The 19,928-nt window shown below is 72.1% G+C and carries 19 protein-coding genes; 7 read left to right on the forward strand and 12 right to left on the reverse strand.

Features of this window, described 5'->3' with window-relative positions:
• Window positions 1-11: 11 nt before the first annotated feature.
• Genes BLR04_RS12940 through eccCa form a run of 3 tightly spaced genes read right to left on the reverse strand, consistent with a single transcriptional unit; the run spans window position 12 to window position 5,411 of the window.
• Entirely contained in the window at window positions 12-1,103 is a 1,092-nt protein-coding gene (locus BLR04_RS12940) for a transglycosylase SLT domain-containing protein (RefSeq protein WP_218128868.1), read from the reverse strand.
• The gene (locus BLR04_RS12945; RefSeq protein ID WP_090763310.1) at window positions 1,100-1,432 is read right to left on the reverse strand and encodes a hypothetical protein; all 333 of its coding nucleotides are present in this window, start codon (window positions 1,430-1,432) and stop codon (window positions 1,100-1,102) included. Before BLR04_RS12945 ends, BLR04_RS12940 begins: the two co-directional genes overlap by 4 nt.
• Entirely contained in the window at window positions 1,419-5,411 is a 3,993-nt protein-coding gene (gene eccCa, locus BLR04_RS12950) for a type VII secretion protein EccCa (protein ID WP_090763313.1), read from the reverse strand. Before eccCa ends, BLR04_RS12945 begins: the two co-directional genes overlap by 14 nt.
• 102 nt (window positions 5,412-5,513) lie before the next feature.
• On the opposite strand from eccCa, the gene eccD reads away from it, so the two are divergent.
• Window positions 5,514-6,983: a type VII secretion integral membrane protein EccD gene (eccD, locus tag BLR04_RS12955; protein WP_245740214.1), complete on the forward strand. Its 1,470-nt coding sequence runs from the start codon at window positions 5,514-5,516 to the stop codon at window positions 6,981-6,983.
• A 24-nt stretch (window positions 6,984-7,007) separates the two neighbouring features.
• Here the strand turns inward: eccD and BLR04_RS12960 are convergent, their stop codons facing one another.
• Entirely contained in the window at window positions 7,008-7,427 is a 420-nt protein-coding gene (locus tag BLR04_RS12960) for a YbaB/EbfC family nucleoid-associated protein (protein WP_090763319.1), read from the reverse strand.
• A gap of 125 nt (window positions 7,428-7,552) precedes the next feature.
• On the opposite strand from BLR04_RS12960, the gene BLR04_RS12965 reads away from it, so the two are divergent.
• From BLR04_RS12965 to BLR04_RS12975, 3 genes are read left to right on the forward strand one after another with little or no spacing between them, the layout of a single operon-like run.
• The gene (locus tag BLR04_RS12965) at window positions 7,553-7,876 is read left to right on the forward strand and encodes a hypothetical protein (RefSeq protein ID WP_090763322.1); all 324 of its coding nucleotides are present in this window, start codon (window positions 7,553-7,555) and stop codon (window positions 7,874-7,876) included.
• Window positions 7,876-8,811 (forward strand): hypothetical protein, encoded by a 936-nt coding sequence (locus tag BLR04_RS12970; protein WP_090763324.1) that lies wholly within the window; start codon window positions 7,876-7,878, stop codon window positions 8,809-8,811. Before BLR04_RS12965 ends, BLR04_RS12970 begins: the two co-directional genes overlap by 1 nt.
• 51 nt (window positions 8,812-8,862) lie before the next feature.
• Entirely contained in the window at window positions 8,863-9,300 is a 438-nt protein-coding gene (locus BLR04_RS12975; protein WP_090763327.1) for a YbaB/EbfC family nucleoid-associated protein, read from the forward strand.
• A 70-nt stretch (window positions 9,301-9,370) separates the two neighbouring features.
• Here the strand turns inward: BLR04_RS12975 and BLR04_RS12980 are convergent, their stop codons facing one another.
• Genes BLR04_RS12980 through BLR04_RS13005 form a run of 6 tightly spaced genes read right to left on the reverse strand, consistent with a single transcriptional unit; the run spans window position 9,371 to window position 13,802 of the window.
• Entirely contained in the window at window positions 9,371-10,768 is a 1,398-nt protein-coding gene (locus BLR04_RS12980) for a hypothetical protein (protein ID WP_090763329.1), read from the reverse strand.
• A gap of 12 nt (window positions 10,769-10,780) precedes the next feature.
• Window positions 10,781-11,197 carry a hypothetical protein gene (locus BLR04_RS12985; protein WP_090763331.1) on the reverse strand — a complete coding sequence of 139 codons (417 nt, stop codon included), beginning with the start codon at window positions 11,195-11,197 and terminating at the stop codon, window positions 10,781-10,783.
• Window positions 11,194-12,711 (reverse strand): WXG100 family type VII secretion target, encoded by a 1,518-nt coding sequence (locus BLR04_RS40595; protein ID WP_090763332.1) that lies wholly within the window; start codon window positions 12,709-12,711, stop codon window positions 11,194-11,196. Before BLR04_RS40595 ends, BLR04_RS12985 begins: the two co-directional genes overlap by 4 nt.
• Window positions 12,711-13,076, reverse strand: a complete 366-nt coding sequence (locus tag BLR04_RS12995) for a hypothetical protein (protein WP_090763336.1) — start codon at window positions 13,074-13,076, stop codon at window positions 12,711-12,713. Before BLR04_RS12995 ends, BLR04_RS40595 begins: the two co-directional genes overlap by 1 nt.
• A gap of 44 nt (window positions 13,077-13,120) precedes the next feature.
• The gene (locus BLR04_RS13000) at window positions 13,121-13,432 is read right to left on the reverse strand and encodes a WXG100 family type VII secretion target (protein WP_090763339.1); all 312 of its coding nucleotides are present in this window, start codon (window positions 13,430-13,432) and stop codon (window positions 13,121-13,123) included.
• A 34-nt stretch (window positions 13,433-13,466) separates the two neighbouring features.
• Complete coding sequence (locus tag BLR04_RS13005) at window positions 13,467-13,802, reverse strand: WXG100 family type VII secretion target (protein WP_090763342.1); 336 nt, start codon at window positions 13,800-13,802, stop codon at window positions 13,467-13,469.
• Between the two features lie 269 nt (window positions 13,803-14,071).
• Between BLR04_RS13005 and BLR04_RS13010 the strand changes: the two genes are divergently transcribed.
• Together BLR04_RS13010 and BLR04_RS13015 are read left to right on the forward strand one after the other, a co-directional pair.
• Window positions 14,072-15,226: a hypothetical protein gene (locus tag BLR04_RS13010; RefSeq protein ID WP_090763345.1), complete on the forward strand. Its 1,155-nt coding sequence runs from the start codon at window positions 14,072-14,074 to the stop codon at window positions 15,224-15,226.
• Window positions 15,205-16,050 (forward strand): WXG100 family type VII secretion target, encoded by an 846-nt coding sequence (locus tag BLR04_RS13015; protein ID WP_090763347.1) that lies wholly within the window; start codon window positions 15,205-15,207, stop codon window positions 16,048-16,050. The genes BLR04_RS13010 and BLR04_RS13015 overlap by 22 nt, the downstream gene beginning before the upstream one ends.
• Window positions 16,051-16,055: 5 nt before the next feature.
• Here the strand turns inward: BLR04_RS13015 and eccB are convergent, their stop codons facing one another.
• Entirely contained in the window at window positions 16,056-17,459 is a 1,404-nt protein-coding gene (eccB, locus tag BLR04_RS13020; protein WP_245740215.1) for a type VII secretion protein EccB, read from the reverse strand.
• A gap of 99 nt (window positions 17,460-17,558) precedes the next feature.
• On the reverse strand, window positions 17,559-19,268 hold the full coding sequence (locus BLR04_RS13025; RefSeq protein WP_143022027.1) for an alpha/beta hydrolase family protein: 1,710 nt from the start codon (window positions 19,266-19,268) through the stop codon (window positions 17,559-17,561).
• A 79-nt stretch (window positions 19,269-19,347) separates the two neighbouring features.
• Between BLR04_RS13025 and BLR04_RS13030 the strand changes: the two genes are divergently transcribed.
• Window positions 19,348-19,920, forward strand: coding sequence for an ArsR/SmtB family transcription factor (locus BLR04_RS13030; protein ID WP_090763353.1), 573 nt, complete (start codon window positions 19,348-19,350; stop codon window positions 19,918-19,920).
• Window positions 19,921-19,928: the final 8 nt, after the last annotated feature.

Below are 19,928 nucleotides of genomic sequence, written 5' to 3' on the forward strand. Positions count from 1 at the left end.
CGTGGTGCGCGTCAGTAGCCGACGTAGCCCAGGCCCTGTCTGGTGTTGGCCACGCCGGGGACGTTCGCGACCGAGCCGTAGCGGGAGATCGCGTAGCGGACGCCGGCGATGATGTTGTCCACCGGGTCGTAGATGTCGCGGTGGCCGGGCAGCGCGTGCGCGTTGAACGTCGGGTCGATGGTCTGCATGAGTCCTTTGGACGGCGTGCCCTGGGCCGCGTTCGAGTCCCAGTTGTTGATCGCATGGGGGTTGCCGCCCGACTCGTGCCGCACGATCGTCCAGATGTCGTCGGGGTTCATCTTCGAGGCCGGCACCCCGTGGCGGGCCAGGATCGCGATGGCCTCCTCGATCCACTTCCTGACCTGCTCGGTCGGCGCGGGCCCGCCGCCGGCCGGCGGCGGGCCGCTCGGTCCGTACGAGGGGGCATGAGCGGCGGCCGGGGCGCCGGACAGGGCGGTGGTCGCGGGGACGCCGCCGCGCTCCTGGTAGCCGGGTTCGCGCAGCCATTCGATGCGCCGGCCGGGCGCGGGCGTGAACTCCTGGCGGGAGACGTCAGGAATGGCGCGGAAGGTGGGGCCGTGCTCGTCCACGAACTGTTTGACGGTGTTCTTCGCCTTTGTCACGGCCTCGTCGGCGCTGTCCACCCACTCCTGCGCAGCCGTCCTCGCCTGGCCGACCAGCCTGGCCAGGCCAGGCCGCAGGTCGGCCTCGGTGGCGTCGGGCTGGTCGGCGTAGAAGCGCCTGCGGTAGTTCGCCAGGCTGGTGTCCAGGTCGCGGCAGATCGCGGCGATCTCCGTGCGCGCCTCGCGCAGCGCGGAGGCGGCCGACTCCAGGGCGGCGGCGGAGCCGGTCAGGGCCGCCCGGAGCGAGCCCGCCGCGGCGCCGTACCTGCCCATGTACGTGACGAACTGCTGGGCCGAGCGGCCCCGCCAGGCGTCGTCCGCCGTACGGACCGCCGCCGACATCCCGCCCGCGAACTCCTCGATCTCGCCGGCCACGCTCCGCCAGGCGCGCGCGAGGTCGTCGATGTCTCCCGGCGCGCCGGTCACCTTCCGCAGCATCGCGTCCAGCTCGTCCCTCCCCGGCGCCGGGCCGGCGCTCACGAGGTGGCCCGGTGCGCGGTGCGGACGTTCTCCTCGACGCTGCTCAGCCCGCCCTCGACCCCTTTGAGCTTCCGGCGGGCGGCGTCCATCTCGCCGATGATCGTGTCCCACACCCGGCCGGCCTCCGCGGCCAGCGCCGCGGAGTCGTCCAGCGCGCCGAAGGTCTCCCTGGCGACGGGCGTGCGCTGGTTGCGTACCTCGCCGCGGTCGTCGTAGGTCAGCTCGCCGGGATTGCGGTCGGTCAGGATGTCCAGGTACTGGCCGGCGGTCACGTAGATGGCCGTACGGCACTTCTCCAGCGCCGACAGGTGGAGGTCAAGATCGGCCATGCGCCGCCCCCTCGGTGTCCAGGTACGCGGTCTGCATCAGCCGGGAGCCGTGCCGGCGGTCCACGAGGTGGCCCCGGCCCGGCGGGAGCGGCTGCGGGCGGACGTTGCCGAACAGGAAGCCCTCGTCCCGGCTGCCCGACATGAGCAGCGCGGGCGTGGCCATGTCCTTCAGGCGCTGGATGACCGGGTCGAACATGGCCCGCCCTGCGCCGCCCATCTGGCGCGACAGCACCAGGTGCAGACCGATGTCGCGGGCCTGCGGCAGCAGGTCGACCAGCGGTGTCAGCGGGTTGGACGAGGTCGCGACCAGGTCGTAGTCGTCGACGACGATGTACAGGTCGGAGCCCTGCCACCAGCTGCGGTCGCGCAGCTGCTCGGGCGTCAGGTCGGCCGGGGGCAGGCGGCTCAGCAGGGCGCCCCTCGCGTCGTTGATCAGGTCGGCGGCGGCGGCGCTGGAGGCCGCGTAGCCGATGCGGTGCGGGGTGGCCGCCGAGTCGAGCAGCGACCGGCGGTAGTCGACCACGATCATCATGGCCTGGCTCGGCTCCTTCCTGGCCACCAGGCCCTCCGCGATGAGCCGCAGCAGGTTCGACTTGCCGCTCTCGTTCTCGCCGAAGACCACGAAGTGCGGGTCGGCGTCGAAGTCGAGCGACACGGGGGCGAGGGTCGCCTCGTCGATGCCGATGGGGATCCGCTCGGGCTCCTCGGGCAGCGACGAGACGGGCAGTACGGCGGGCAGCAGCCTGACCGGCGGCGCGGGCGGCCCCTGCCACGACTCCCGCACGGCCGTGACCAGCGCACGGGCGCCCGCCGCCAGGTCGGTGACGTCCTGCACCGCGTCGATCCTGGGCAGCGCGGTCAGGAAGTGGAAGCCGTCCTTGGTCAGCCCGCGCCCCGGCGCGCCTTCTGGCACCGCCAGGGCCTTCTTCCTGCTCACCTCCGACTCGTAGGCGTCGCCGAGCTTCAGCTCGATCTTGGTGCCGAGCAGGTCGCGGACGCTGGGCCGGAACTCCGACCACTTGTTGCTCGCGGCGACGAGGTGGATGCCGTAGCCGAGCCCGCGGGCGGCGAGGTCGGTGATCACCGGCTCCAGCGAGTCGAACTCCTGCCGCAGCGTCAGCCAGCCGTCCACGACCAGCAGCACGTCGCCCCAGCCGTCGCCCTCGATCGCGCCTTCCGCGCACAGCCGGCGGTAGGCCGCCATCGACTCGACGCCCTGCTCGGCGAAGTCGCGTTCGCGCCGCTCCAGGAGGGCGCCCAGCTCGGCCACCGTGCGCCGTACGCGTTCCGGGTCGAGGCGGGTGGCCACGCCGCCGACGTGCGGCAGCCCTTCCAGCGACGCCAGCGCGCCGCCGCCGAAGTCGAGGCAGTAGAACTGCACCTCGCGCGGGGTGTGCATGAGCGCCATGCTCGCCACCAGCGTGCGCAGCACCGTGCTCTTGCCGCTCTGGGTGCCTCCGGCCACGCCGACGTGCCCGCCCGCTCCTGAGACGTCCAGCCAGTACGGGTCGCGGCGCTGCTCGAACGGCTTGTCGATGATCCCGATGACGGCGTGCAGCTTGCCCCTGCCCTGCCAGCCGGCCGTGGTGAGCCCGTGCTCGGGCGTGACCGACAGCGGCGGCAGCAGATGCGCCAGGGTGGGCGGCTCGGCCAGCGGCGGCAGCCAGATGCGGTGCGCGGCGGGGCCGTGCCCGGCCAGTCGGCTCACGACGACGTCGAGCAGGCTGCGCTGCCCCGCGGAGGCGGGTTCGTCGTCCGGCTCCTCCTCGTCGTCGGCGGGTTCGGGCGGCTCGGGCAGCGGCACCAGGTCCGGGCCGTACTCGACGACCTCGCGTACGGGGGCCTGGGCGCCGGACGCGACGGCCTGCGCGGGGTCGCCGTGGTGGGCGCCCGACACGTACGCGGCCTTGAACCTCGTCATGCCGGTCGTGTCGAACTTCAGGTATCCGTTGCCCGGCGCGGACGGCAGCTCGTACGCGTCCGCCACACCCAGCACGACCCGGCTCTCCATGGCGGAGAACGTCCGCAGGCCGATCCGGTACGACAGATGCGTGTCGAGGCCGCGCAGCCGTCCCTCCTCCAGCCGCTGCGAGGCCAGCAGGAGGTGCACGCCGAGCGAGCGGCCGAGGCGGCCGATCATGACGAACAGGTCGACGAACTCGGGCTTGGCGGCCAGCAGCTCGCTGAACTCGTCAAGCACGATGAACAGCGTCGGCAGCGGGCGCAGGTCGGCGCCCTGCTCGCGGGCGCGCTCGTAGTCGCGCAGCGAGGCGAAGTTGCCCGAGGCGCGCAGCAGTTCCTGCCGCCGCACCATTTCGCCGTGCAGGGCGTCGTGCATGCGGTCGACCAGGGGGAGCTCGTCCTCCAGGTTGGTGATGACGGCCGAGACGTGTGAGAGCGACTCGAGCCCGAGGAAGGTCGCGCCGCCCTTGAAGTCGACGAGCACGAAGTTCAGGATCTCGGACGAGTGCGTGATGGCCAGGCCGAGGACGAGCGTGCGCAGCAGCTCCGACTTGCCGGAGCCGGTCGCGCCGATGACCAGGCCGTGCGGCCCCATGCCGCCCTGCGCCGACTCCTTGATGTCGAGCTCGACCACCCGGCCGTCGCCGCCCAGGCCGATGGGCACCCGCAGCCTGTTGCGGCCGGCTCGCGGCTGCCAGGTGAGGGCGGGCTGGATGAGCGCCGGGTCGCCCACGCCGAGCAGGTCGGTGAGCGTCATGTTGGTGCCGAGCAGGTCCTGCGTCTCGCCGCCCGAGCCGGCCGAGGCGCGCAAGGGGGCGAGCTGCCTGGCCAGGCCCTCGGCGCGGGCGTAGTCGAGGACGTCGGGATCGCCGAGGCGGGTCGTGGACTGCTTGCCCGCGTGGTCGATCCGCACCATGTGGAACCCGTCCTGCCGGATCTCCAGCCGCAGCGTGGCGGCCTCCTCGACCGGGGCCGCCGCGTCTGACAGGTCGATCACCGTGACACCCTGGATGGCGTCCCCGCCCAGCTGAGAGTCGTGCGGAACCTGGCCGCCGTCCACGATCACCACGTGGTACGGCAGCGCGTCGGAGCTCCCGCCCGGCCGGAACCTGGCCCGGTCCTTCATGTCGTCGCCCACGAGCTGGTCGAGCGCCGTCATGGTCTCGCTCATGAGCCGTACCTGTCCGGCCGCGTCCACCTCCTCGGGGTGCAGGGCGTGCGGCAGCCACTTGACCCAGTCCCAGTGCGCCATCCGCTCCTTGCCCGCGCACACCATCACCCGCATGTCGTCGGGGGAGTGGAAGACGACCAGCTGCGCGATCATCGCGCGGACCAGGGCACGTACGGCGCGCGGGTCGCCGCTCAGGTTGATGCGGGAGAACGAGTCGAGCGCGACCGCCACCGGCAGCCCGGCCACGGTGGAGTGCGCCCGTACGAACCGGCGCAGCGCGCCCGCGGTCAGCGCGTCGAGGTCCTCGACGGGCTTGGTGTCGGGCGGTACGAGCTGCACGGCCAGCTTCTGCACACCCGTGCCCAGCCGTACGGTGCCGAAGTCGTCGTCGCGAGGCCTGCGCTCCCACAGGCGGGGGCCCATGGCCACCCACCACAGGGTGTCGGGTGCCGGGCCGCTCCACTCGAGGGCCTCGCGCTGCTGGACGGCGGCCTTGCGGACGCGTCTGCGGATCTGCGACAGGTAACGGAAGTAGTCGCGGCGCAGCCCGTTGAGCCGGTCGCGGCGCTCGCCCGAGCTGCGGCCGAACTGGCCGAGGGTCATGCCCAGCATGGAGACGGCGAACAGGCCGCTGGCGACGTACATCAGGGGGTTGGCGTGGCCGCTCGCGGTGAACATCAGGCCCATGGCCGCGCCGCCCGCCAGCATCGGGACGTACATGAGCATCCCCGCCAGGCCGGCCGGCTGGACCTCGGGGATCTCGGGCGGTGATTCGAGCAGGATCTCGCCGCGGGGTGGCTGGGGACTCGGCCGGCGCTCAGGCCGTCGTACGACAACGATGCTCACTCGCGGGACAACCCTCCTGTCACCTGAGACACTTTCTTACCAGATACGGCTATGTTCGCCATGCCGTCTTTCTTAGGATTTGTCGTCGTTTCTGGAGTGGCCGTGACCTCGCTCGCCCACCAGCCGATGCCTCCGGGACCGCCGCAGCCACCGATGCACCCCGGCGGGCACCCGCAGGCGCGAGCGCCGATGTCGCCGCTGGCTCCGCTGTGCCACGTCACGATCGTGGCCCCGCGCCGCCGGGTGGACCTCGCGCTGCCGGTCGACGTACCGCTGCCGCACGTGCTTCCCGGGCTGCTGCGGGCGGTCGGCGAGGCCGGCGGCGACGCGGCCGCCGCGCCCGGCTGGGTGCTGCAGCGCCTCGGCGGCGCGCCGTTCGACCTGGGGCAGACGCTCGCCGCGCTGGGCGTGCTGGACGGCGAGATCCTCTACCTGCGGCCACGCCAGTCGGCGCTGCCGCCCGCGCTCTACGACGACGTGGCCGACGTGGTCGCCACCGGCGTGAAGGAGAGCACCGGCAAGTGGGAGAGCCGGCACACCAGGGCGCTGGGCGCGGGCGCGGCGGCCGTGCTGCTCGCGCTCGGGGTGCCCGTGCTCGTGCTGTCCGGGAGCCCGCCGCTCGGCGTCACCGTGGTCGCGGGAATGCTGGCCGCGCTGCTGCTCGGCGTAGCCGCGGCGTTGTCGCGGGCGGTCGGCGACTCCTCGGCGGGCGCGCTGATCGGCTACGCCGCCCTCCCGTACGCGTTCCTTGCCGGGTTGGAGGGACTGGTCAGCGGCTCCACGCCGAGCGGGTTGGGCGCGCCCCACCTGCTGGCCGCGCTGACCTGCACCGCGCTCGCGGCCACGATCGGCGGCGCGGTGGTGGCCGACGGCGTGGCGGGCTTCCTCGGAGCGGCCGTCGCGGCCGTGGCGGGCTCCGTCGCGGCGGCCGTGGTGATGGTGTTCGCGGCGCCTCCGGCCGGCGTGGCCGCCATGGCCGTGACGGTGCTGATCGCGCTCAGCCCGCTGATCCCGACGCTGGCGTTCCGGATCGCCCGGGTGCCGCTGCCGGCGATGCCCACCAACGCCGAGGAGCTGCGCGCCGACAACCAGCGGCTCGACAGCGAGGCGATCCTGGCCAGGACCGCCCAGGCCGGCAGGTACGCCACCGGCATGGTCATCGGCATCGCGCTGACCGCGATCGGCGCCCTCGTCCACCTCGTCACCACGCCCGGCTGGATGGCCGGCTCGATGGCCGTCGTGCTCTCGCTGGTCCTGCTGCTGCGCGCCCGCGTGTTCCACGGGCTCGGTCAGCGGCTCTGGCTGTTGTGCTCGGGCCTCGGCGGCCTCGCGGCCATGGCGTTCACCCTCGCCGACGGCGCCGGGGTCGTGGGCGCGGCGGCGGTGGTGATGGTGCTGCTGTGGCTCGCCATGCTGGTCGTCGGCCTGGGGCTGTGGCTGCCGTCCGGACGGTTGTCGCCGTTCTGGGGGCGTGCGGGCGAGATCGTGGACGTCATCCTGCTGGTCGCACTGTTCCCGCTCGCGCTCGGCGTGCTCGACCTCTACGTCTGGATCCGCGGGCTCGCGGGGTAGGGCGCCGCGCCCCTTCACCGCCGGTCAGGCGTCGCGGGGGTCGGTGGCGGCCATGCGGCGCAGCCGCTCGTTCCGGTCGGCGCTCTCCGTCCTGAACGCCTCGTGGAACTCCTCGAACTGCCGCGCGATCTCCGCCGGCCCGAGCGTGTGCGCGTCCGGCACGGCCAGCAGCTCGCGGGCCTGGCGGTCCTGGTCGTCCTGCGCCTGACGGACCGCCTGGACGACCTCCTCCGCCAGGGCGGCGGTGTCGAGGCGCAGGACGCGCGGCGAGAACGCCACGCTCCGCAGGCGGCCGTCGGCGTCCACGACCGCGGAGGTCAGGCCGCTGCGGCTCTCGCCCTTGCCGCTGACGTGGCGCAGGTTCGCGGACGCCTCGGCGAGGCGGCGCAGCTCCCGCTCGTTCTCGCGCAGCAGCTCGTCCACGTCGTGTTCGGTGAAGTCCATGGGCGTCACGTCATCGGCGTCCGGTGAACCGCGGGTGAGCCGGGGCCGTCGGGGTGCTGAAGCGGATGTGAAGATCACGGCAAGCGATCGACGGCCGCCGGTTCGGCTGACAAGAATCCGGATTTATGACGATCAAGCAGGCGACTCCAGGACAGGACCTCTTCGTCACCTCCTCCACCATCGCGCACACCCGCGAGCGCATCGACGAGGAGTTGCTGACGGCTCTGGAGTTCGTCCACGGGCTCCAGGCCCTCACCGCCGTCGACGGGCTCGGTTTCGGGATGATCGGCGGCGCGATGATCGGCGGCGCGTACGAGGAGTTCCGCACCTGGGCCGGCACCACCCTCGGCGAGGCCGAGCAGGCGGTGCGGAGCTGGACCCAGGCTCTGGAGCGGGCCAGGCGCAACTGGCGGGCGGCCGAGGAGGCCAGCATCGTGAGGTATCGCTGATGAGCACCCCGGACCCTTGGGCGCACACCCGCGTCACCCCGAACCAGCCGGTGCCGGGCAACCCCTACGCCGCCACGCCACGAGGCCCGGTGCCAGGAGGAGGGTTCGGCCCGCCGACGTACCCGGCGCAGCCCGGGCCGTACACCTCGCCGATGATGCCGGCGCAGGCGGTGGCCGCCCGGCACAACCCCTACCTGCCGTCGCTGGGGGAGAAGGCGCTCGACGCGCTCAAGCGGACGGGCAGGCTCGCCGTCGGCATCGCGCCCGCCGTCGCCATCGCGGGCGGCATGCTGGCGAACGAACCCGGCATGGCGCGGGCCGTGTCCGTCTGGGACAGCGGCATGTCCGCGCGGCTCGACGACGGCATCAAACAGCTCATCCCGCAGATACTCAACACCGCCAGGTCCGGCTGGATCGCCCGCGACGCCGAGGAGCTGGAGCGCGTCCTGTGGATGTTCCACCGGGAGATCGGCGTGCTGCGCGGCGTGCTGTCGAAGGGCGCCGGCATGCTGGACGAGATCGCGGCGTCGTACCGGAGCTTCTGGACGTGGGTCATGCGGGTGTCGTTCGCCGCGATGGGCCTGCTCGTCGTCGCCAAGAGCCTGCAGCGGGTGCCCAACACCTCGGTGTGGGGGCTGCTGCTGGAGAAGTACATCACCGCCCAGGTCAACGTCGCCACGCTCTTCATCGCCACGTCGCTGACCACCACCCTCAAGGAGGGCGGCGAGGTGCTGTCGACCATGGTGAAGAAGAACCACCAGTTCGGCTACGTCACGCCCGGCGGCGACGCGGCGGTGAACTTCCGGACGATCACCATCGACTCCGAGGAGTACCCGTCGTTCGGGGAGCCGGCGAGGAACGGCGGCCTGCCGCCGCACTACCAGGACTTCGATTGGATCGGCCCGAAACGGGACATCCCCACCAGCCCCTCCTGACGCTAGGGTTTGTGGCTGTCAGCGTCTTCGGTGGCTTTCGAGGAGGTACGGATGATCGAGCGTGAACTCGGCGGGCTCGACCTCGACCGGATCCTGCGCAACGCCGACGCCCAGATGGCGCGCTCGGTCGAGCTCCAGAAGACCCTCGCCGAACTGGTGGGCCGTGCGGAGGACGAGGACGGGCTGGTGACCGTCGAGTTCGGCGGCACCGGGCTGAAGGATCTCCGGCTGCACCCCAAGGCCATGCGGCTGCCGTCCGGCGAGCTGGCGGCGCGCATCAAGGAGGTGCTGGAGGAGGCGTCGGCCGACCTGCGGCGTCAGGTGTCGGAGGCGATGGAGGAAACGTTCGGCGAGGACAACCCGATGCGTTTCGCCCATGACCCCGACGGCATGGAGCAGCAGGCCCGCGCTGCCGCCGCCGCCTACGACCGGACCTTCGAGGACGTCATGGGCCACCTCGACCGCCTCCACACCCGCCTGACCTCCTGAAAGACCCCGCGCCCGGAGCCGGGGGTCAGCTGAACGCGTCCGACCCACCCCATGAGGACCTCGGGACGGGTCAGCCGATGCGGTGGGGGGACGTGGACTGCGGCGTGGACCAGAAGTCGCCCTCGGGGTCGTAGATCTCGCGGGTGTGCTCCTGCCCCTCGTCGTGCGCCGCGCTCATCCCCGGCGGGTACGCCATCACACCCCCGCCCGGCGTCGGCGCGCCACCCCTGAGCACGGCGGGCCCGGCGGTCGTGGCCGCGCCGCCCGAGCCGTACCAGGTGCCTGAGTTCGGGGTGTACGGGCTGGGCGTGGTGGAGAACTGGCCGGGTGGGGTGTGGACGTTCGGCGTCGCGTACACGTTCCCGGTCGTCGGATGCGTCGTGGGCTGCGATGTCGGCTGCGGCGTGAGGGTTGTCGCGGTCTGCGGCGTCGTGGTCTGTGGCTGTGCGGTCGGCGGGGCGGCGTCGGCGAGCTGGGTCGAGGTGTCGCCGATGACCGGAGGCACGTCCTGCTGGTCGCCTGGCCCCTGCGGCGCGGCGTCGGCGCCGGGCTGCGCGGGGTTCTGCCCGCCCGGCCCGGCGTTCCCGTCCTGGCCCTGACCCTGGCCCGCGTCGCCGTCCTGACCCTGACCCTGGCCCGGCCCCTGGTCCTGGGGCGAGTCCTGGGACGGATCCTGCGGGCCGCCGGGTGAGTTGGGCGCGCCGCTGCCTCCACCGCTTCCGGCGGCGCCGCCAATGCCGGTCCCGCCTGCGCCCGCCTGCCCCGAGCCGTCCCCGCCGGAGGAACCCCCGCCGTTCCAGTACGCGGTGGTGCCGGTCGGCGTGTTCGTCCCGCTGCCGGGGTCGAGGCGGTCGGCCCGCACGGTGTCCACGTCGAGCGGCTGGATGTCGGGCAGTTTGAACGCGAGCCCGTCGGCGATCTGGCTGTTCAGCACCGCGATCTCGTTGTTCAGCCGCTCCAGGTGCCCGCGGGCCGCGTCGTCGGCGAGCACCGCGGCGGTGCCGCCCGTCCCCCAGCTTCCGGTGTCCTGGCCGATCACCGGGGGAGTCGTGCCGCCGCCGTCGGTGTTCTTCGCTCCGCCGGACGGGGCGGGGACGCTGGACCGGTAGCGCCGGATCGCCTCGGCGTACCGGGTCATGGGTTCGCCGGTGCTGTCCATGGCGTCGCCGAGCGCGCCCGCGCTGGCGTGCAGCAGTCGCAGCGCTTTCAGCGCCTCCGTCGCGCCCTCGCCGCGCCACACCTCGGACAGCTCCTCGGCGGCTTTCATGAGCGCGCCCTGGATGCCGTCCCGCCCGCGGATCAGTTTTGCCGCCTCGACGTAGCTGTGGCCCGCCTGCTCGACCGAATCCGGGTCGGCGCCGTTCAGGTAGTCGACGACGCGCTGCCTGGTGACGCCGAAGCCCGGCTTCGGGTCACCCAGGTAGCTGTAAACCCTGATCGGCTGCCACTGGTCGCCCATCTCCGTCATCCCCGCCGATTCTCACGCACTGCTGTCGATGTGGCCTTTTTCGTAGTTGGAGATGGCCTGCTCCACGGCGTCCGCCCAGCGCTCGGCCTGTTCGAGCAGCCGGTAGTAGCTGTCGCCGAACACCTCGTACGCCTGCTTGGTGTTGTATCCGAAGCTGGAGGCCACCTCCCACGCGCCCGTCTCGGCCGGCCCGACGTTGCCGAGCCCCGCGACCTCGCCCACGGTGCCCGGCCCGCTCCACGTGGCGCTCATGGAGGGCTGGGGGTTGCCGCGCAGGGTCCCCAGGTGCTTGCGCAGCCGCTTGACGACCGCGCGCAGCTCGCCGTGGTCGACGTACGGCCCCCGGCCGTCGTCCTCGCCCAGCCCGGGGAAGTCCGGCGCCAGGGCGAGCTCCGGTGGGGGCGATCCCTTCTCGGGCGCGCGGCTCATGCCCTGCCTCTCTTGTCACCTGCGATGTACGGCGACGTGGTCGTCTCGTCGCTGCGGAAGTAGTCCTCGTCGTCGAGCACGTACGTGGTGCGCGTCGACTCCTGCTGCTCCTGGGCTCCGCGGCTCCCCGAGGGAGGGACCATCGGGACCATCGGCAGGCCACCCGCGCCGCGCACGGACGCCGGGCCCGCGGCGCCGCCGCCGCCCGCGCCGACGACTCCGCCGCCGGTCGAGCCGTACGCGCTGCCGATCCCGGTCGTGGTCTGGCCGGTGGAGCCGTACGGGCTGCCGAGGCCGGTGGCCGAGGGGGAGGTCGCGCTCGTGTACGGGACGGACGGGTCGGGGAGCCCTGCCAGCGAGGTGCCGGAGCGGCCCGCCGAGGGTCCGCCCGCGGCGAGGTCGCCGTGACCGGGGTTCGCGCCGGGCCCCGTGGCGCCGTCGAGACCGGGACCCGCGCCGTAGCCGGCGTCGGCCCCCGTACCGGCCCCCGTGCCGGGGGCCGCGCCCGCTCCCGCACCTGTTCCCGTTCCCGTGCCGGCTCCGGGCAGCGCGCCGGGCACTGTCCCAGGCACTGTGCCGGGTGCTGTGCCGCCGGGGCCTGGCTGCGTGCCCGCCCCGCCCGGGCCGTCCATGCCGGGGATCTGGTGCCTGCTCGGGTCGAACAGCCCGTCCTGGCCTGGCAGGCCAGGACCGATGGGGCCGTCGCCCGCTCCACCGGGGAAGCCGGCGCCGACGGCCGGGTACCCGCCGCCGCTGAAGGGCGTCCGCGGCACGTTCGGGGACGGGGCGTAGTACTGCGGGATATCGGTCTGCAGCCGCTGCGGGAACACCTCGTTGTTGGCCCGGGTCGCCTCGCTCAGCAGCCGGAGGTGCTCCTTGGCGAGCTTGGCGTCCTTCTCCTGCTTGGACTCGCCGACGATGTTGCCGAACGGGCCGTCGGTGAAGAAGGCCGTGACGCCGCCCGCCACGGTGCCGAAGACCGCGCCGATCACCGCGCCGGGTCCGGCTCCCACGCCGGCCCCGGCCACTGCCCCGACCACCGCGCCCCCTCCCGCGCCCATCACGCCGCCTTGGAAGGCGGCCTCCAGGATGGAGACGTCACGGTCGGGCGACTCGGGCAGGTTGCTCCCGCCGTACTCGGCCAGGGTGTGCGCCTGCAGCAGCAACGCAGGAGCGACGCCCTGCGGGTTGGCCGGGCACTGATCGTCGTTCACGGACGCGTTGCTGATCGTGGTCGACACGTCGGCGGCCGCGTCCTGCAGCCGGCGCAGCGACGCCTTGGCCACGCGGGAGTCGTCGCTCTTCGTCCAGAGCTGGTCCAGCTTGTTCAGGTGATGCTCGAGCACCGCGGCCAGGCTGTCGAGACGGTCCTTGGCCTGCAGGAGCTCGGCGGCCGCCGAGCGGAGCAGTTCTGGCTTGTTGCGGGCCATGTTCTCGCGCACCATGTCGAGCGTGACGCCGTCGTACACCGTGGTGTCGAGGTGCGTCCTGATCTCGTGCTGCAGCTCGGCCATCAGACCTGCACCGACCGCGACCGGGCCTCGCTGCCCGTCTCGACGCCGTCGTAGTTGCTCAGCACCTGGTCGAACAGCTCGATGGCGTTCTCGACCTGCGAGATGATCTCCTCGTACGCGCTGGTGACGGCGGTGATGCCGTTGGCGGCGCTGGTCTGGAAGCCGCCGGCGGCCGGCCAGAAGCCGCCCATGGCTTCGTGGTCGGAGAGGAGCCGGCTTACGGGCGACGACGCGGTGAAGAGCGGAGGCGCCGTGCCGCCGTCGTCCTTGCTCTCGCCGCGCAACAGTTTGAGCGCGTCCTCCAGGTCGCTCCTGGCGTTCTTGATCGCGCTCCGGCTGACGTCGACGCCACCTTCGTTGCCCAATGTCCCCCCTCCGATGTCCGAAGCCCTGGGATGTCGTCCGGTGCCTACCGGCCGTCGAAGATCATGGAGTTGATCCGCTCGACCTCACGCATGTTGAGCGACGTGACGTTGATGTTCTGCTTCATCAGGTCGATGAACTGCGACATGTCGTTCGCCTCGCGGTCCCACAGCTGCCGCACCTCGTCGAAGACGGTCTTGGCCTGGCCCTGCCAGATGGCGCTCTTGGCGAGCAGGTCGCGCTCCAGCTGGTCGAGCACCGTGACCATGTCGTTGTAGGCCTTGGCGAAGGCTACCTCGCCCTCGTCGAGACCGCCGTAGTTGATCTTTGTGACGTCGAAGATGTCTTCCGCGGGCATCGCGGCCTCCAGACTTTCCAGGTGGGCAGGGGGGTCAGCGCGACATCGGAGCGGCGCTGATCATCTGGGCGATCTTGTTGATCGCCTCGGTGCGCTCCTGGTTGAACGCCGCGTAGTTCGTGCCGCTCGTTCCGATGTTCTGGGCCAGCCGCGTCAGGCTGCCGAGGATGACGTCCATGCGCTCGTGCCACTTCTTGTGGACGGCGTCGAAGGCGGCCTCCGACTGGCCGACCCAGTGGGCCTTGAGCGTGACGCCCGCGGTGTCGAGGTTGCGCTGGATGTCACGCAGTCTCTGGGCGGCGTCCTCGATGAGAGTGATCGCGGCCTTGAGATCGGATTCGCTTACTTGAGTCTGCGGCTCGGCGCCCACGGATCTCCCTCTCTTGCTGACCGGCTGACTCCAGCAGCTCGGCCGCTGTCGACTTGATCGTCACAGTAGTGAACATCCATCCCCAGCATCACATGAGGCGTCGTTAATTTTCCATATCAATGGGGCGATCTGCTGGTTAATCGGAAATATCGCTATGGGTGGCGCCTCTGCTCGGTAAGTGGTGACCGCCCGCGATGTCGTCCTGTTCGCCTGTACGGGGCATCCGCGGTTGTCGTAGCGTATGGGGCTGATGGGACCAAGGGGGTTGCATGTCCGACTCGCTGTCGCCCGGAAGCGACACACCGTCCGCCGCCGGTATCGGCCCACGGGCCAACGACCCCGACTTCGCGATGACGCACTCCAAAGTTCGCGACCTGGGCAACCACGTGGGCATGTACGGCCAGACCTTCACCCACATGAGCGACAAGACCCGGGCCATCGAGTTGCACACCCTCACCTTCGGCGTCATCGGGGGCGGGCTCAACGTGGCGCACCGCAACATGCGCGACCACGCCGCCGACGCGCTTGAGCAGGGCCGGGAGGTGCTCGAATCCTGGAAGAAGGCACTGCGTACGGCGGCCGACAACGCCCGGCTCGCCGAGGAGGCGGGCAAGGCGGCCGACCCGGGGCCCGGCCTCGGCGGCCCGGGCATGGGCGGTCTCGGCAAGCTGCCCAAGACCGGCGGGTTGGGCGGTCCGGGCGGCCTCGGCATCGACGGGCCCTCGGCGGACGACCTCGGTATCGAGCGCCCCGACCTCGGCGACGTGAAACGGCCGGACCTGGACGGCATCGACCAGCCGGGCATCGACCGTCCCGATCTGGACCAGCCGAACCTCGAGCAGCCGGACCTCGACCAGCCGCAGCTCGAACAACCGAACCTCGAACAACCGAATCCGGAGCAGCCGAACCTCGAACAACCGAACCTTGAGCAGCCGAACCTCGAACAACCGAATCTCGACCGGCCCGACCTCGACCAGCCGAAAATGCCGGATCTCGACGGCGTGAACCAGCCCGCCGCCACCGACCTGGCCGGCCTCGACCGCAACCTGTCGAACGCCGGCCTGCCCACCTCCGGCCTGCCCACCTCCGGCCTGCCCACCTCCGGCCTCTCGCAGCCGAAGGTCCCCGACGGGCTGGGCACCGGCATACCGCGTACGGGTGTCGGCTTCGGCGAGGGGAGCGGCGCGGGCGCCGCGCACGGCCCACAGGGCCTCGGCTCGCAGGGGAGCATCGCCCGTGCGCTCAACACCGGCGTGCCCCTCTACCCGCCGCCCATGACGGGAGGCGGCGCGAACAAGGACCAGCAGGACCGCGAGCGCGGCCCCCACGCGGGCGAGGGCGAGGAAGTCTGGGGCCTGGACGACGAACATGCCCCCGCCGTGCTGGGCAAGGAGGAGGAGCCGTGGCCTACGAGGGTGATCTGACCAACTTTTTGGGCGCCGTCGCAATCGCGTCGCTGGCGGCGACAATCATGCCGTACGCGTCCCCGCTGGCCGCTCTCATGGGGATGTTGGTCTCCGACCCCGCGGAACAGGACAGGGGCGCCGACCTGTGGCTCGACCAGACGCCGAGCGACGCCGGGCAGCCGGCGGTTCTCATCACGACCGAGAAGCAGGAGTGGCGCCCGCCGATGGCGGCGGAGGGTCCGATGGACCTCCAGAGCCTGCGTAGTGAGCTGCAACGGCTGGCCCAGCAGATCGGCGAGTCGGGCGACTGGAAGGGCCGGGCGTACGAATCCTTCCAGGAGAAGGTCCAGCTCCTCGACCAGCACCTCACCACACTGGAGAACAACCGGCGCGCCAGTGGCGAAGCGCTGAAGTCTTCGGCGCAGGCGACCCACTGCCTGATGATGTTCTGCTATGCGTTCAGCGCGCTGCTGGCCCTGCTGGCGAGGTACGTCCTTGTGGCGCGGGCCGGCGCGGCGATATCGGTGCCCACGTGGCTGAACGCCGAGCGGCAGGCCATCACGCTGACGGCGGAGTGGCACAAAACCTTGAGCAGGATCTTCGCCCAGCACTGGAAGATCGTGCTCAAGGTCTCGGCGATCATGGCGGCCGTGGGCGTCGGCCTCAACCAGTACACGCGGGACCTGCCGCTCCTGAGCGCCGTGCCCGACAAGCAGCCGAACCTGCTGGAGGCCGCCGCGATCTACGACCCGGCCGCCTCCGACCTCGTGGACGACCCGCAGAGCCAGTTCGACGCGAGCAAGCTCGAGGACGCCTCGATCATGCCGGAGATCGGCTGGTGAGCCGCTCACCTGAGCGGTGACCGGGCCGCCTCCGGGTCGAGGGGCGGGCCCTGCGGGATGCCGTGCACGATGCTCGCGGGCACGGGCGCGATGTCGTCGGCGGCGTAGCCGAGCTTGGCCAGCACGTCGGCCGAGGGCAGCGGGAAGCGCACGCCCTGGTCGGTGACCAGCGACAGCGAGCTCGCCACCGCGCCGAGCTGGCCCTCGCCCGGCAACACCCCGGCCACCGCCGCGGTGCCCGGCGGCAGCAGCACCTGGTCGTACTGGCCAGGTACGGCCGTGGCCGGCGGCGGGGGGATCACGATCCTGCTGCCGACCGTGACCTTCGCCGCGGCGGAGCCCGTCCTCGTGTCCGCGTACACCGTGCACAGCGGCACCGAACCGGGCAGGTCGACCACCTTCGGCATGGCCTGCGGCAGGGTCGGGTCCGTGAGCGTCCTGCCGGACGGCGTGGCGTTGGCCGTGGCGGCGTCGATCTGGATGGGCTTCGCCTGGAGCTTGCCGTACGCCTTCTTGGTGGCCGGGTTCTCCAGCAGCAGCTGCCCCTGGAGGGGCGAGATGGGCGCGAGGCCGTCCGCCATCCGTACGTACCAGCGCTCGGCGGTGCCCGGCAGGCCGGGGACGATGAACACCTGGCCCACCGTGGCCGTGACCTTGCCGGCGGTGCGGACCTTGCGTCCCAGGCCCGGCACGTCGGGGCCGTCGAAGTCGTGGCCCACCGGGAGGGCGTTCAACCAGGCGGCGGGCACCGGGCGGGGCTGCACGTTGAGTGCCCGCACGCCGTGCGCGGCCACCCGCATGCGCCGGTCGCCCCAGATCACCCAGTTCTGCTGCCCGTCCGAGACCACCATCGCGTCCCCGCCGACCGGCCGCCCGCCGACGTCCTGCCCACCGACCAGCGTCGTGTACGGCTTGTGCACGCCGTTGTTGTCCGGGCCGTTCGCCACGCAGACCGACCAGGGGGCCTTGACCAGCTTGTCCTTGGGGGGAAGCGAGTCGGGGGCCCCCGAGATCCCGATGAGCGGACCCCGGGGATAGCCGGACAGCGAGGCGGCGGACACGACGCGGGTCGTGATCTCAGGGGCGTCCAGGACCAGGCGGGCCGACACGTAGTTCGCGACCGGCAGCAGGCGGTGCTGCTGCGTGCTGTACACGTACGCGGCGCCGGTCTCCTCCTCGACCAGCAGTTGCCCCGGGTCGGTGAGCTTGGTGGCGTTGCCGGGGTTGACCAGGCCCCAGATCCCGAACACGGCGAGCACCAGCACGCCGATGAGGACGCCGCCGAACGTGGCCACGTTCTGCCGCCGCATGGGTGATTCGGGCACGTCGGGCTCCGCCTGCAGCAGCGCCATGCCGAGCCGCTGCTGCTGCAGCCGGTGGGCCTGGTAGAGGTCCTTCTTGGTCTGCACAGCCCCTCCCACAGGACATAACCCGCGCATCAGCATAAAGGTCACTCCGGCCCCGCACCCCGTACAACGCCGGGGCCGGCAGCCCGTCCGGGGACGCCGTCAGGGGAGGAGCAGCCCCCATGACAGCGCCCACGGCACGAACACGACCCCGCCCGCGACCAGCAGCCCGAGCCTGAACCTCTCGCCGACGCCGATCGACCGCCACGACCGCGCCAGGCGCGTCGCGGTCAGCGCGGTCGCCACCGCGGTCGCCGCCGTCAGCGCCTGCAGCGCGAGCCAGACCAGTGGCCGGTCCGCCACCACCGGCCCGGGCGCGGCCAGCTTCCCGCCGATCATGATCTGGTACGCGAGAAAGACGAACGCGCCGGCGATCGTCACCAGCCCGCCCGCGCTGACCACCCGCGCCGGCCGCAGGCAAGCCGCGGGAGCCGCGAAAGCCGCAGGAGCGGGAGGAGCCGTAGGAGCTCGGGGAGCCATGGCTGCTGGAGTCGTGGAAGCCGTCGCCGTGCCGCGCCGGCTGAGCCGCCTGAGACGGCGGGTCAGGGCGGCCACGGGGTAGCCGCCGAACGCGACCAGGAACAGGCTGAGCGCCGCGAGCTGCATGCCCGCCGACTCCCACCACGCGGGTGGTGGCACGGGCACGGTGTCGTCCGGCTGCACGGGCGCGGGGCCCGAGACCGAGGCCGTCGGCACCCGTCCCGAGGTCACGTCGGCGACCCAGCTTCCGACCAGGTCAGCGTAGCCGGGGGCGAGGTCGGGCAGACGCGTGACGCCGCCGTCAGGGCTCAGATGGGCGGCGTGGTCGGCGTCCGGGAAGAACCGGAACGTGTAGCTCCGGTTCCCGCCCTGCTCCAGCGCCTCGGCCAGGCGGGGCGGCGACTCGCGCGGAGGTGTCAGCAGGTCGTGCACCCCCCAGACGCCGAGCACGGGTTGCTTGACCCGCGCGGCGACCGGCGCCGGGTCGAAGTACGGCTCAGGGAACATCCCGCCGTCCGCGATCACCCGGTAGAGCTTGGGCACGCTCACGTCCACCAGCGGACCGCTCACGCCCGACTTGCGCAGCGCGGCCGCCACCGCCCAGGTCTGCTGGCGCAGCGGCGCGAGCCCGTTGGCGCCGACGAGGATGAGGAAGGCGACGTCGGGGGACTTCGCCGCCGCGACGGGCGCCACCCACCCGCCCTCGCTGAACCCCCAGATGCCGACCTTCGCGGGGTCGACGTCCGGCTGCCGCCGCAGCGCCCCGACCCCTCCGAGCGCGTCGTCGGCGAGGTCCCCGTACGACCGCCGGAAGAGCGAGTACCCGACCGACCGCTTGTCGTACACGAGCACGGTGATCCCCTGCCGCGCGAAGGCGATGGCCTCCTCCAGCACCTTCTCCCGGGGCCCGCTACCCGCCCCATGCACCAGCACCATCCCGGGCTGCGCGTCAGCGGCCTCCCGCGACCGGACCACGCTGCCCTGCAGCATGAGCCCCCCACCTCCGGAGAAGCTCACCTCCCTGCTGACAAGATCCCCCGGCACCACCAGCGGCGACACACCACGACCGACATCACCGCGATCCCCCCGCCCGGATGCGAGCGGCCCGGCGACGGCCGGGCTGAGAGGGGCGTGGGGGGAGTCGCCGGGCGCGCGGCCGAGGTCGGCGTCCGCTCCCCGCGCGGACGCCGCTGCGGCGGATGGTGTCGCGGCGGCGAGTGGCCCGGTGAGGGCCGGGGTGCCGGTGGTCGGGGGTGCGAGGGAGATGGCGGGGGCGATGGTCAGGGTGACGGTGGAGAGAGCGGCCACCGCGGCCGCGTGAATGCGGTTCATACTGCCGACGATAGTCTGCAGAGAAGTCTCGGCAAAGAGATGTCTGCAGATATCGTTCTGCGGTACTAGGCTGCTCGTCATGAAGGATGACGAGCTGGGCGAGCGGTTTCTTCTCGACGATCCCGAGCGACTCAAGGCGCTCGCGCACCCCATGCGCCGCCGTATGCTCACGCACCTCAACGCGCACGGTCCTGCCACCTCGACCACGCTCGCCGAACTGCTCGGCGCCAAGACCGGCACCACCAGCTATCACCTGCGCCAGCTGGAGAAGCACGGCTTCATCGAGGAGATCCCCGAGCGTTCGTCGGGCCGCGAGCGCTGGTGGCGCCGGGCCGTCCTGCCCCGCGACATCCGGCTGCCAGACCCCGGTGAGCTGCCGCCGGAGGGACGGGAGGCGCTGGAGGAGTTCCACCGGGTCCACTTCGAGGAGGACCTCGCCCTCATCGACCGCTTCCCCGCCGCCTTCCGGGCCGACCCCGGCTGGGCGAGAGGCTCCAGGGCGATGACCCGCATGACCAAGGAGGGGCTGGAGCGCTTCTACGAGGAGTACATCGCGCTGCTCCTCAAGTACGGCCACCCGCAGGGCGAGGCGCCACCGGACGCCCGGCCCCTCCACGTCCGCTTCTTCACCCTCCCCGCCGACGAGCCCTGACCGCCCAG

Origin of the sequence: Nonomuraea maritima (genome assembly GCF_900100395.1) — a bacterium.
In the GTDB taxonomy this organism is placed as follows: Bacteria; Actinomycetota; Actinomycetes; order Streptosporangiales; family Streptosporangiaceae; genus Nonomuraea; species Nonomuraea maritima.

What these genes read in the sequence shown, in the direction of transcription:
- BLR04_RS12945 (WP_090763310.1), bottom strand. Translation starts at nt 1,432, where the DNA reads ATGGCCGATCTTGACCTCCACCTGTCGGCGCTGGAGAAGTGCCGTACG.
- BLR04_RS12960 (WP_090763319.1), bottom strand. Translation starts at nt 7,427, where the DNA reads ATGGACTTCACCGAACACGACGTGGACGAGCTGCTGCGCGAGAACGAG.
- BLR04_RS12965 (WP_090763322.1), top strand. Translation starts at nt 7,553, where the DNA reads ATGACGATCAAGCAGGCGACTCCAGGACAGGACCTCTTCGTCACCTCC.
- BLR04_RS12970 (WP_090763324.1), top strand. Translation starts at nt 7,876, where the DNA reads ATGAGCACCCCGGACCCTTGGGCGCACACCCGCGTCACCCCGAACCAG.
- BLR04_RS12975 (WP_090763327.1), top strand. Translation starts at nt 8,863, where the DNA reads ATGATCGAGCGTGAACTCGGCGGGCTCGACCTCGACCGGATCCTGCGC.
- BLR04_RS12980 (WP_090763329.1), bottom strand. Translation starts at nt 10,768, where the DNA reads ATGACGGAGATGGGCGACCAGTGGCAGCCGATCAGGGTTTACAGCTAC.
- BLR04_RS12985 (WP_090763331.1), bottom strand. Translation starts at nt 11,197, where the DNA reads ATGAGCCGCGCGCCCGAGAAGGGATCGCCCCCACCGGAGCTCGCCCTG.
- BLR04_RS40595 (WP_090763332.1), bottom strand. Translation starts at nt 12,711, where the DNA reads ATGGCCGAGCTGCAGCACGAGATCAGGACGCACCTCGACACCACGGTG.
- BLR04_RS13000 (WP_090763339.1), bottom strand. Translation starts at nt 13,432, where the DNA reads ATGCCCGCGGAAGACATCTTCGACGTCACAAAGATCAACTACGGCGGT.
- BLR04_RS13010 (WP_090763345.1), top strand. Translation starts at nt 14,072, where the DNA reads ATGTCCGACTCGCTGTCGCCCGGAAGCGACACACCGTCCGCCGCCGGT.
- BLR04_RS13025 (WP_143022027.1), bottom strand. Translation starts at nt 19,268, where the DNA reads ATGAACCGCATTCACGCGGCCGCGGTGGCCGCTCTCTCCACCGTCACC.
- BLR04_RS13030 (WP_090763353.1), top strand. Translation starts at nt 19,348, where the DNA reads ATGAAGGATGACGAGCTGGGCGAGCGGTTTCTTCTCGACGATCCCGAG.